11 protein-coding genes are annotated in these 12071 nt (G+C 37.4%); 7 read left to right on the forward strand and 4 right to left on the reverse strand.

Translation table 11 applies throughout. The features are described from left to right. Nucleotides 1–72: 72 nt before the first annotated feature. Together AN34_RS07435 and AN34_RS07440 are read right to left on the reverse strand one after the other, a co-directional pair. Entirely contained in the window at nt 73–723 is a 651-nt protein-coding gene (locus AN34_RS07435) for a hypothetical protein (RefSeq protein ID WP_157263237.1), read from the reverse strand. A gap of 7 nt (nt 724–730) precedes the next feature. Further along, nucleotides 731–2191: a hypothetical protein gene (locus AN34_RS07440; protein ID WP_029283852.1), complete on the reverse strand. Its 1461-nt coding sequence runs from the start codon at nt 2189–2191 to the stop codon at nt 731–733. 651 nt (nt 2192–2842) lie between these two features. Here AN34_RS07440 and AN34_RS07445 point away from each other — a divergent pair. From AN34_RS07445 to AN34_RS07465, 5 genes are all read left to right on the forward strand, one after another. Continuing rightward, complete coding sequence (locus tag AN34_RS07445; RefSeq protein WP_029283853.1) at nt 2843–3394, forward strand: helix-turn-helix domain-containing protein; 552 nt, start codon at nt 2843–2845, stop codon at nt 3392–3394. 240 nt (nt 3395–3634) lie between these two features. Beyond that, the gene (locus tag AN34_RS07450; RefSeq protein WP_029283854.1) at nt 3635–5215 is read left to right on the forward strand and encodes a phage tail sheath C-terminal domain-containing protein; all 1581 of its coding nucleotides are present in this window, start codon (nt 3635–3637) and stop codon (nt 5213–5215) included. A 42-nt stretch (nt 5216–5257) separates the two neighbouring features. Continuing rightward, the gene (locus AN34_RS07455; RefSeq protein ID WP_029283856.1) at nt 5258–5722 is read left to right on the forward strand and encodes a phage tail protein; all 465 of its coding nucleotides are present in this window, start codon (nt 5258–5260) and stop codon (nt 5720–5722) included. Between the two features lie 125 nt (nt 5723–5847). After that, on the forward strand, nt 5848–6381 hold the full coding sequence (locus AN34_RS07460; RefSeq protein ID WP_029283858.1) for a contractile injection system tape measure protein: 534 nt from the start codon (nt 5848–5850) through the stop codon (nt 6379–6381). Nucleotides 6382–6621: 240 nt separating this feature from the next. After that, the gene (locus AN34_RS07465; protein WP_029283859.1) at nt 6622–7344 is read left to right on the forward strand and encodes an MBL fold metallo-hydrolase; all 723 of its coding nucleotides are present in this window, start codon (nt 6622–6624) and stop codon (nt 7342–7344) included. A gap of 18 nt (nt 7345–7362) precedes the next feature. On the opposite strand, the gene AN34_RS07470 is transcribed toward AN34_RS07465, so the two are convergent. Together AN34_RS07470 and AN34_RS07475 are read right to left on the reverse strand one after the other, a co-directional pair. Continuing rightward, nucleotides 7363–9009, reverse strand: a complete 1647-nt coding sequence (locus tag AN34_RS07470) for a carboxylesterase/lipase family protein (protein ID WP_051666301.1) — start codon at nt 9007–9009, stop codon at nt 7363–7365. Nucleotides 9010–9089: 80 nt separating this feature from the next. Continuing rightward, complete coding sequence (locus AN34_RS07475; RefSeq protein ID WP_029283862.1) at nt 9090–9794, reverse strand: RibD family protein; 705 nt, start codon at nt 9792–9794, stop codon at nt 9090–9092. A 135-nt stretch (nt 9795–9929) separates the two neighbouring features. Here AN34_RS07475 and AN34_RS07480 point away from each other — a divergent pair, with 135 nt between their 5' ends. After that, nucleotides 9930–10514: a GNAT family N-acetyltransferase gene (locus AN34_RS07480; protein ID WP_231625500.1), complete on the forward strand. Its 585-nt coding sequence runs from the start codon at nt 9930–9932 to the stop codon at nt 10512–10514. Nucleotides 10515–10969: 455 nt separating this feature from the next. Continuing rightward, nucleotides 10970–12052: an efflux RND transporter periplasmic adaptor subunit gene (locus AN34_RS07485; RefSeq protein ID WP_029283864.1), complete on the forward strand. Its 1083-nt coding sequence runs from the start codon at nt 10970–10972 to the stop codon at nt 12050–12052. Nucleotides 12053–12071 lie beyond the last annotated feature (19 nt).

Below are 12071 nucleotides of genomic sequence, written 5' to 3' on the forward strand. Positions count from 1 at the left end.
AAAGGATTGTAATAAACAAAAACACCGCTGCTAAATCAATAACAGCGGCGGTTGTATGAAAATGTGAGATGGTTAATAGCTAAACAGATTGAATGTTGGGTAATAGGTTTTAAATAGTTGTTCTATTCTAATGGCAGCTTGCCTGTTTTTATTGCCTGGACACTGTTTTTCAAAATACTCCGGGAGCAGGTAGCATAAAGTTTTGATTTCTTTTTTAGTAACCAAATGCATTATCCAAGTGCCGCTATCGTATGTTAGCCCTGCGGGTATGCCATTACATTCAGCACCATAAGTATAATCATCAACAAGCCGCCACGGTTTAAATGATGTTATTTCTTGCCAGAGCTTTTTTGTTAGGCTGGTGTCTATTTGAACGTGATTGAAAAATATGTTAATATCAGCTGAATTATGATTGAATCCTGTACGCTTCATTGTGAACATATTCCATAGCACCACAGGCATTGATTTTTTAAGTTTGAAGACTGAATAATACGAAGTGTCTACCGGTTCGTACTTGAAAGCATCTACTAAGTCTCCCGTTTTACTTATTACTCTATAAAAAGAAGGTCTTCCATCAGCTACTTGTGAATACTCTACTATAATGGTGCTATCTGTGTATTGTTGAAAAAACTTGTGCATTGGGGTAATACCAAGTCCTTTAGACTGGCCAAAAGATGCAGCCGGTAAAATCCAAAGAAATATTAGAATAATTTTTGTAGTCATATCGAATTTATTTATTGCAATCAACATTGGTCTTACCAAGCATCTGAGGAAGCCTGTTATCATATAAAGAATCAGCACGTGCATGTATTGTAGTACCAGGCACATAATATATCTGAGTATTCTGTACATTGTCTTTGAAGTATGTTGTCTCCCTAAGCCCCTCCCATGCCAATGCTTGGTAGTCATAGATGTCATAATCGTTATAGTTTGAATCATTGTCCATGGCAAATTGAACTAATCCATCCACCAGCACACTCATATTCGCAGCCATATACTGATGCATGACATTAAGTAGGTTCGTCCCGGCAGACTTCTCTTCAACAACATCTATGAGTTCATTAAGTTCCATATATTCAGGTTTTTTGACCCAAGTGTTATTGATTTCATAAGTACCGAATGCTTCATAAACCTTCTGCAATAAATTGGCATGGAAAGCCTCGTGAAGTAAAGTCTTAGCAATATGTAATGGCGGAGCCGAATTGACAAAGGACCTTTTTAGATTAATGTACAAAACTGTAGGATTTGAAGGAAAGTAAAGCGTTTGCCCCCTTGCACTTGGCTCTGAATTAGTCAAAGTTGTTTTTACACCGAAATTCAAGGTGTAAGTACTGTTAGCTCCCTGGAATGGATTAACAAAATAACTAAACTGTGTTACCCGCATCATTTTTTGTAAAGCGCACTTCGCTTTTTCGTTATTTAGAATGGAGGTATCTAAATTTATCGGTGTACCGTTTTCTTGAGGCTGAGGATCTGGTCCCCCCTCTCCAGGTGTAGGGTATTGCTCTTCCGGAGCGCCACCGTTACCGCCACACCCGGAACTATACAAGTAAGTCCATTCTTCGCTTACTACCTCACCGTCCACCCAGTGCTTCTCTACCCAAAAATGATGGGTACATTCACCAGTCATTACCAATTTATCTTTAATCTCTCCCAGTCCCGGCAATTTGGTTGAACTTAGGTTTTGGCCGCTCAGCGTAAGCTGTTTATCGCCATTTACCGTCAATATTTTAGTTTTTTTAATACTATTTTCTTTTTCTTTCTCGAAAGCAAGGTTGTAAAGTTCAAGCGTCGTTAAGCGTGTGGTATCTGTATTTTTTACCTTAAATCGGTTCAGTAATTTGAAATCCTTCGCCGTTCCATTATAGCTGATGACCAGATTGAGTTCTCCATTTTTGTGTGCTATGTCATAAAGATTGGTTTTTACCGGAACAATTATAGCCAGAGTCTGATCAGTCAGAACTTCAGTCTGCACTTTGTCCCATAGGGGCTCGTTATTAATTAATATAGAGTCCTTTTTCGTTGATTGCAGGTAATTAACGGTGCCTTTCGTTTCCTGTTGGTACCAGAATTTTGCATCAGCTATTTTTTCCTCTAGTGTCATTGGCTTAAGATTATCTTTCTTACACGCACAAATTAAAAATAGAAGGGTAAAGCAGATCCATAGAGATTTGGGAGCAAATTTTGTCATGTTGTTAATTTAGTAACTTAAAAGTTTAATAAATAATGGAGAGATGATGGGGTCAAAATAGTAAATTAATGTATCTCTATATAAATATTTTAATAAAATCCTTTACTTGCAGAACACATAATTGTAGACGTGAAGAATAAGATGATTTATGCGAATAAACAATAATGATCTTAATTAGCCGCTACTAAATCAATAATAGCGGTGATGTATAAAAATGTAGGATGATTTTTTGGGATATTAAAGTTCGGCCTTTCACCGCGGTTACAAAAGCAGCTGCTTCGTCGTTCCTCCTCGCAATGACGACCGATTTTTCCAATATGTTATTGGTAATTTATTAGAATAATTGTACAGATAAGGGTTGTTTTCTCTTAATCGCTTCTTTAATTTTAGGCAGTATTTACTTTACTATTTATCTAAAAGTTATGTGTTTGTAGTCATTTGTTATTGAGCTATCCCAATGATTAAAAATATAAATAATAGAAAACTTCATTTCAAGTCAGTACGGATATTTTGTGGCATACTTTATTGTGGCATAAAAAAATGACACATAATAAAGTGCCACAACTTTGTGTGCAAATTTTAATAGGCATAAAAAAGTGCCACATTAAAAATAATCACAACGCTGCCTGAAAGAACAATCGATTAAAAAAAATGAAACACATAAGAGAAAAATTAGGGCTTTCGCAAATTGATATGGGCGGTTTATTGGGCATGCCCCGAAGTTCTGCCAGTATGTATGAAATTGGTTTGCGTAATTTAAGCAGTCGCCAACTGGCTTTGCTTTCTAAAATAGAGCTGTTAATGCAAGGTGAGCTCGAAATAAAACCATTCGAAAAAATTAATATCAAGGCACAAAAAAATACGGCTTCCACAATAAAAAAGATGGAACAGCGGATAGATAAAGCTGCATTTGATTGTTTAAAACTACAGCGAAAACTAACTGCATTAATTAATAATTATGCGAAAACAGAATTGTTGTGGGCCATTATTTCGCGCTTAAAAGAAGAAACACCAGAAAATACAGCGTTAATGGTTTATTTAAACCTGCTTGAGATACGCTGTTTAGAGAAAATAGATAACTGCGGCCCTCACCAACAGACAGAAATTACTTTTCGCATTAAAATGCTGCAGTATGAACAGGAGCTTGCGCAAACGATGATTGAAGAGGCGAAAGCAAAACGGTATAGTATTATGGAGAAGTAGGGCAGTTAGCGGTTTAATGGCAGAAGATGATTTCGTAAATGGGTAATTGCCCGCGGGAAGTGTTATTTAATCTTTTTGGCTTATTGATTATATTTCTTGATGAACGTTCATATATAACTGAGCATGTAGTCATTCGGTTTGCCTAAAAAATTGGACTAATAAATACCGTAGTCAATCAGGCTTTTCTTAAATTTTATATCTTTATCTAAAACTTAAAACAACTATTAAAAATTAACGTTTATGAACTCATCTAATATCCAGTCACCAGGGGTATACATCAACGAACTTAATGCTTTTCCAAATTCAGTAACGCCAGTAGCAACTGCAGTACCGGCATTTATTGGTTATACGCCGCAAGCCATGTATGAAGGAAAATCTTATACTAACGTAGCACAAAAGATCACTTCATTTTCAGATTTTTTGGCTTTTTACTGTTATCCTGATCCACTAGCACCGGCAAGTCCAGCGAAACAGTATAGTCCCGAATATTATCTTGTTCAGCAGAAATTGCAACCTGCTAATTCAGACTATTTAATGATTGATGGTAATTACTATTCTATACTTCCTGATCCGAATACCATTTACTACCTCTATAATAGTATTAAAATGTTTTATGATAATGGAGGTGGCGATGCCTATATTGTTTCTGTAGGTACTTATGGGGCACCATCCAAAAGTCATCTGGCGGCAGGTGCGCCTTTGGTTAATCCAAACGTAAAACTGGCAGATTTAACCGCTGGTCTACAATTGTTGTTGAATGAGCAGGAGCCAACCATGTACATCTGCCCGGAAGCAACTTTATTATCTGTAGCTGATAATGGTGCTTTAATGCAAGCCATGCTGCTGCAATGTACAGAAATGCAAACGGCTATAGCTTTATTTGATGTAATTGGCGGTAGAAATCCTGATCCAATTCTATATACACAGGATATTCAAACTTTTAGAAACAATACAGGAGTGGTAGGGCTGGATTATGGGGCAGCTTATTATCCTTTTGTGGGTACAACCACCATGCAAACTTCGGATATAGATTATACCAATTTGTTTGGTGGAGATATAAAACAACTGGCACTGCTTTTAAATCCTGCAGATCATCCCAATGCTGCGGCAGCACAGATTTTAGCCAATATTGCCAACCCTTCCGGTACACCTTTAACGGTTACACAATATCATAGCGCCCTGCAAAATGCAAGTAAAACCTACAGTACCATTATCAATCAGGTTTTGGCTATTGCAAATATATTGCCACCAAGTGGTGCAATGGCAGGTGTAATTACCACTACCGATAACCAGGTTGGCCCTTGGCAGGCACCTGCTAATAGGAGTATTGTAGGTGCATCTTCACTGCCCATCAATTTATCTGAAAGTCAGCAGTCCAATTTAAATATTGATGTTATCTCCGGTAAATCCATTAATGCCATCCGCTATTTTAATGGCATTGGCATTTTGGTTTGGGGTGCGCGTACACTGGAAGGCAATAGTCAGGACTGGAAATACATTCAGGTGCGGCGGACGATGACATTCCTGGAGCAATCCTGTAAACTGGCCTGCCATCCATACGTATTTGAACCCAATGATCAAAATACCTGGAAAGCGGTGAAATCAATGATTAACAGTTTCCTTACTTCTGTTTGGAAAGAGGGTGGATTAATGGGGGCGACACCTGCTGATGCATTTTCTGTAGAATGTGGTTTGGGCTCTACCATGACTGCGGCTGACATACAGAATGGCATCATGACTGTGGTGGTGAAGGTAGCCCTGATTTATCCGGCAGAGTTTATTATATTAACCTTCCAGCAGAAAATGAAGGTACCCGAATAGTAAGGTATTAATTAAACTATTTTACTTTAAAAAAATCTAGTTATGGTAGATGAAGGCAGCAAACAAGGCTCAACATGGCCTATGCCTAAATTCAAGTTTGAAGTAGACCTTAGCCCGGAATTAAGAAATATTGCTTTTCAGGAAGTTTCCGGAATGGATGTAGAAACACAGGTGATAGCATACCGGGCGAGTAATAACAAACTTTTCTCAACAGAAAAAATGCCCGGCATTGCTAAATATGGCAATGTGACAATGAAGAGAGGCATTTTCGCCAATGACAATACCTTTTGGAACTGGCATGCAGAAATGAAGATGAATACCATTAAAAGAAGAACCATCTTGATTAAGTTGTTGGATGAAGGCGGTAACATTACCATGCAATGGTCACTCAGCAATGCATGGCCCACCAAAATTACCAGTACCGATTTAAAATCGGACGGCAATGAGGTTGCTATTGATACCATTGAAATTGCACATGAACAGTTAACCATTACCAATGGCAAATAAAGAATATGCGGCAGGCTTTATATTTTAAACTTTCTTTCAAAGGAGAAAATGCCGCCTTTCAGTAAATTAAAAACCTGATAAACTTCAGCCCAAAACAGTAATAATTTAATGAAAATCCAGAATTTATGATCAATCAGCCTGAAGAAATATTTAAGGGAAGTATTCCTGTCAAAAATGCGGGTCTGGTTTTAATTAACCACTATATTACTTTACTTTTTGAACGCTTAAACCTTACAGACGATAATAAAGTATTCTGGCCGGAAAAGCAGGCTGATGCTGTTCATCATCTTCAGTTTTTAGCATCAGGTCAGTTGGAAACCGATGGGTGGGATCTGGCGCTAAATAAATTGCTGTGTGGCATTCCGCTTCACGAACCCGTTAAAAATCAAACAGTCATCAGCCTTGCTGATATAGAAATGATGACACAATTGCTGGAGGCCATGATTGCACATTGGAAAGCAATCGGATCAAGTTCGATTGATGGCTTTAGGGGCAACTGGCTAGTCAGAGATGGCTTGTTAAGCGAGCAGGATGATCGTTGGGAACTGTTTATTGAAAAAAGAGTTTATGATGTCCTGATTAATCAATCACCGTTTAGTTTTTCGGTGATTAAATACCCCTGGATGATTAAACCACTATATGTACAATGGCCATGCTAAATTTAAAGTGATGTTGGAGTTAGTCAAATAATAAAGATCAAAATAAAAAATATTTGGGATTGGATGAACCAGATCATTCAATCCTAAATCATTATAACCGGCCAAAGGATAATCATAAATTTTTTTGATATTAATTCATAAAGTGCAATTTTCTCCGTTAATCAAACAGGAATGGATTTGATCTGTTAGCAGGTTATACTTAATAAATCATAAGACCAGCTTTTAGCCACCAGGAATAACATGAAAGTAATCCCCCTAAAACAAGGAAACTACAACGTAAATAAGAATAAGAAATTTATTTTAATAGATGCTGACCCCACTGCAACAGGAATAAAAGTAGCTATCCAGCCTTTTTTAGTAATTACTGAAAATGATTATATGTTAATGGATACTGGTTTTAATTCCAATCAGGAAGAAATGCCTCCCGTGATGCATTGTTTAGAAAATGAAAATATCAAGCCAGAACAGATTACAAAAGTGCTGATTTCACACCTTCACAAAGACCATATTGATGGGATTGGTTACTTTTTAAGCGGAAAGTTGATAGATAGTTTTCCAAATGCTACGATTTATCTTCAGCGACGGGAATTGGATTTTGCTTTAACACAAACAGGAAATCCATCATACCGTATGGAGATGTTGCTACAACTGGCCGAACTGCCAAATGTTGTGTTGTTAGATGATGATCAGGGAAGTATCACGAATGAAATTACTTATCAGGTTTCTGGCGGACATACGCCTTTTCATCAGGTGTTCTGGGTGAAGGAAAAAGGAGAAACCATTTTTTATGGTGCTGATAATTTACCACAGCAAAACTACCTTAAATATCCCCTGGCCTTTAAAAATGATTTTGATGGAAGAAAAGCCTTGGAAGAACGCACGAAATGGGAAGAAGAAGGCAAAAAGCAAAAATGGAAGGTACTGCTTTACCACGATCTCGAAAATCAGATCCTTCAATTCTGATAATGAAACACGCCTCCGTTATTCCGTTTCTTTAAGATTTTCAAAAAACAAATATCGGTCTTTTATGGCATCAGTTTCAGCTTTGCTATTGATATCAATCTTTAAAAATTCTCCCGTTCCGTTGTGATAAGTTGGCCAGTTTGTAAGTGGAATGCGATCTATACCCACGCCATTTGGATTGCCATTTTTAATAAAATTTACAAAATAACTTTGCATCTGTTTTGATACCTGGTAATCTTCTGCTTTCCAGGCATAATTATCCTGTATTTTTAGGTTACCCAACGCATATTCAATTTCGGATGCATGAAATGAGGTGCCGGTAATTACTTTATTGAGCATTTTCTTAATAAAAACCTGAAAGAAATTACCTTCCCGAATGGTACGCAGATTGAGTCCGGGGTGAGGATGCGCAAAAAGGTACCTGTAGACCGCTGCCGATTTATTTTGTGCATGAAGTTCAGCCAGTTTCCAACTACTATAATTAATGAGCCTATCACTCATGAGCTCACTTGCTGCCTTTTTTACCTCGTCATTGGTTTCGGCCGGATAGCGTACAAGTACTTCATCGGCTCTTTCACCATAAATCTTTTCCACCGCTTTTTTATAATTTTTTACGTTGATGCGGCGAAGTCGAAATAAGGCGATTGCAGGCACTTCCTGAGCATTCCATCCAACCAGTAAAGGAATATTGGCCTGTTTTCCGGCTATGAAAGTTTTTTCAGGATTCTCTTTCAGAAAGTAGCCATCTACTACTGGCCTGAAACGGCGGGGATTTCCTTTTTCCACCAATTCTAAAAGTTTTTCTGCTGGCATTAACCGCATTTGAGCTATTGTTTTTGATTTAGATAAACCAGATAACTCTGTACCCAGTTCTTCTGATTTCTTCAAGGGCAGCACCATCGTACGTACATCAATTAAAGAACCACTTTCTGCAATGGCAGCAGAAAATAAACCACGAGAAAGCGATGAAACCAGATGTGCACTTACTGATTGTGCGCCTACTGATTCTCCACCTATCGTAACGCGATTGGGATCTCCGCCAAACTGACTAATATTTTTCTTGATCCACTCCAATGCTGCAACCTGATCAAGCAGGCCATAATTTCCTGAACCGCCATAGCCAGATTCCTGACTTAGTTCTGGATGTGACATAAACCCAAATACACCCAGCCGATAATTAATGGAAACATAAACAATACCCTGCTCTGCCATGCTTTCACCATCATATGCTGGCTGCGAGCCATCTCCATGGATAAATGAACCCCCATGAATGAACACATAAACTGGCCGTTTTTCCTGATTGGAGCGTGCAGAAGTCCATACGTTTAAATAAAGACAATCTTCACTCATTTCTTTTGAACGGAATTCATATAAAAGGTTTGACTCCTGTACAGGGCGGGGTCCGAAATGTGTTGCATTTCTGGTTCCTTCCCATGGTAAGGGAGGTTGTGGTGCTTTCCATCTTAATTCTCCAATCGGTGGTGCTGCATAGGGTATTCCTCTGAAAGATAACACACCATGATCTGATAGCGAACCCTGAACACGTCCGCCTGTTACCGTAACAGATTTATTCGCTGATAATATTTTTTCGTTGTGGGCAAAAGTATAGTTGGAAAAGATGAAGAAATGCAGTGTAAGCAGGAGGGGAAGGGTGTTCTTAAACATGTAAAGGCATAGAGGTTTAAATAATTATAATTTATCCGCATTAAAATGCAGATGCTCGTAGGCAATTTTTGAATGGTTTTTTAAAATGTATAAGTCATCCAAAGCACGTCATCCTCAATTTGTTTAACATTTTTTAGCTTCATCAGGGTTGCGTCTTTTCCTTTTATTTTTGGATCAATCTCAAAAACTGATGATGTTTCCATTCCACCATCTGCAATGGGCAATAATAACTGATGAAATTCATCAATTAATCCAGCCTGTAGAAAGCTTCCGTTAATACGTGCGCCACCTTCCAGCATCAGCTTTTCAATTCCGAACAATTTACGCAGTTTTTTTAAGGCTAATGTTAAATCTATTTCATCTTTTCCTGCAAAAATATAAGACACCCCAATATCCTGAAGGTGGGCAAGGTAACCATCCTTTACCTTTTCGGTTAAAATGGTAATAACCTGGTCGCCATGCAATATTGGTTCCTTCCAGCCTAATTTGGCATGCCCATCTAAGGCAATGGCAAACTTGCCTGAAGCATCGTTTTTGCCAATAAAGTCATTTCGATCTATGGCAGAATGCCCACGCTTAATAATAGGTTTTTCGAAATTCGTAAAATCCTTTTCCATCGTAGTTCTACCCACTATCCAGGCTTTAATTCCGATTTCTTCATGTGCTTGCTCAAACTTTTCTCTGAGCTTTTGCATCTTTTTACCATTGCCCCATTTTTCTCCTAAAATCTTTCCGTCTACAGAAGTCATCATAAGGCAAATTACATACGGTCGTTCATTTTTCATATAGCGCTGACTGATACAAAAAGCTAACAAAAATTAATCAGGCTTGTTTTTGATTTATGGAAGGGGTGAGTACTATTGTTATATAAAAATGCCTTTACTAATCGGATCAGCCACTTTATTTCAAATATTTAACAAATGTTAAAAGTAAATGACGAAGGATTATATAATTTGGGAACAGTATTTAATCATATGCAACATATTATAATCACTGCAGCTACGGCTGAAAACATCAGTACAATTCAACAAATTGGTAAAGAAACCTTTCACGAAACTTTCTCCGAAAGCAATACCAAAGAGGATATGCAAAAATACCTTGATGAAAACTTTAGTGAACAAAAAGTTAAAAGCGAACTAAATAATAGCGAGTCAATGTTTTTCATTGCATGGGATGAAAGTCTTCCTGTAGGTTATTTAAAATTGAATATTGGTGCTGCACAAACTGAAGATCAGGGACAGGCGGCATTAGAAATTGAACGGATTTATGTCAAATCAACTCATCATGGTAAAAAGGTTGGCCAAATGCTTTATGAACAAGCATTGGTTACTGCAAAGCAATTAAAGAAAGATACCATATGGCTAGGGGTTTGGGAAGAAAATCCCAGAGCCATTAGGTTTTATGAAAAAAATGGTTTTGTTGCTTTTGATCAGCACATTTTTAAAATGGGTGATAATGAGCAAACTGATATTATGATGCGTAAAACGTTATCATCTGCAATCTAAAACTGACTTTAGTATAGCCATCATAGATTTTGGTGGCTTGCTATGACCTTTAAATCTTCACTCATATTTTCAACATTAAGATAGGTAGTCCATTTGCCTCTTTCTTAATCAATATATTATTGGTTGTAGCACTCTGCTATTACCTTTAAATCTTCATTGTTTACTTGCAACATCAAGAGATAATATTCTAACTTATCAAAAAAACACTGTTTTAGCGTCCCGTTGTAGCCTGTTTTAAGTTAATTTCATAGCCATTTTCAAGGGTTCATTCCAACCTGAAGTTCAACTTCATTATAACTTCATAAATCTGTGGTTATTTCGTATCAGTATTAATTAAATGGGGTAAACTAAATTACAGAACGGAACTGCATGATGAAGCAGTGATCATCCTGAATGAATCGATCCCAGATTAATCAGATAGAAAAAAAATCAGATAACTATTCACAAAAAACAAAATGAAAAGAAATGTCATGTTCCTCGCTTTAAGCGTTTTGCTTTATGTAACAGGATGTACATCAAAAAAGGAAGAGAAAGAAGAGGAGGTTACTTATGCGGTTACTACACCGTTAAAGATCGATACTTCATACACCAAAGAGTATGTTTCTCAAATTAAATCGGTTAGAAACATCGAAATCCACGGACAAGAAAAAGGCTATTTGCAAAACATTTATGTTGATGAAGGTCAACATGTAAATGCGGGTCAGGTTTTATTTAAAATTATGCCTAGAATGGCACAGGCTGAATTGTTAAAGGCACAGGCCGAAACCAAAGCTGCAGAAATTGAACTGGAAAATACAAAGTTACTATCAGATAAAAATGTGGTTTCGAAAAATGAGCTGGCCATGGCGAAAGCTAAATTACAATCGGCCAATGCAGAAACTGCAATGGCTAAAATGCACCTTGCCTTTACCGAAATCAGGGCACCTTTTGCAGGTACCATTGATCGTATTCCATTTAAATTGGGAAGCTTGGTTGATGAAGGCGCTTTATTAACCAGCCTATCAGATAATAGCCAGGTTTTTGCTTATTTCAATGTTTCAGAACCTGAATATCTCACTTACCAAAGCACGGTTAAGGCAAAAGGTGAACAGGAAGTTGGTTTATTACTTGCTAATAATGAAGTACTTAAATCAAAAGGAAAAGTAGAGGTAATTGAGAGTGAATTTAATAATGAAACCGGAAACATCGCTTTCAGGGCCCGCTTCAATAATCCTGATAACTTGTTAAGAAACGGCGAAACCGGTAAAATCCAAATGGTGGTTCCATTAAAAAACGCATTGGTTATTCCGCAAAAAGCTACTTATGAGATTCAGGATAAAACCTATGTATTTGTTGTTGGAAACGATAACAGAGTACATTCAAGAGAAATTACAATCGTAACTGAAATTCCGGATTTATACATTGTAGGTGCTGATTTAAAAGAAGGCGATAAGATTTTGCTGGAAGGCATTCAGAAGGTAAAGGATGGCGACAAAATTAAATACAAGCTATCCAATCCGAAGGATGTAATTAACCAATTAAGACTTGCTGCAGAGTAATCACCCTTTAATCTTAATA

Source organism: Pedobacter sp. R20-19 (assembly GCF_000708265.2).
Classification (GTDB): domain Bacteria; phylum Bacteroidota; class Bacteroidia; order Sphingobacteriales; family Sphingobacteriaceae; genus Pedobacter.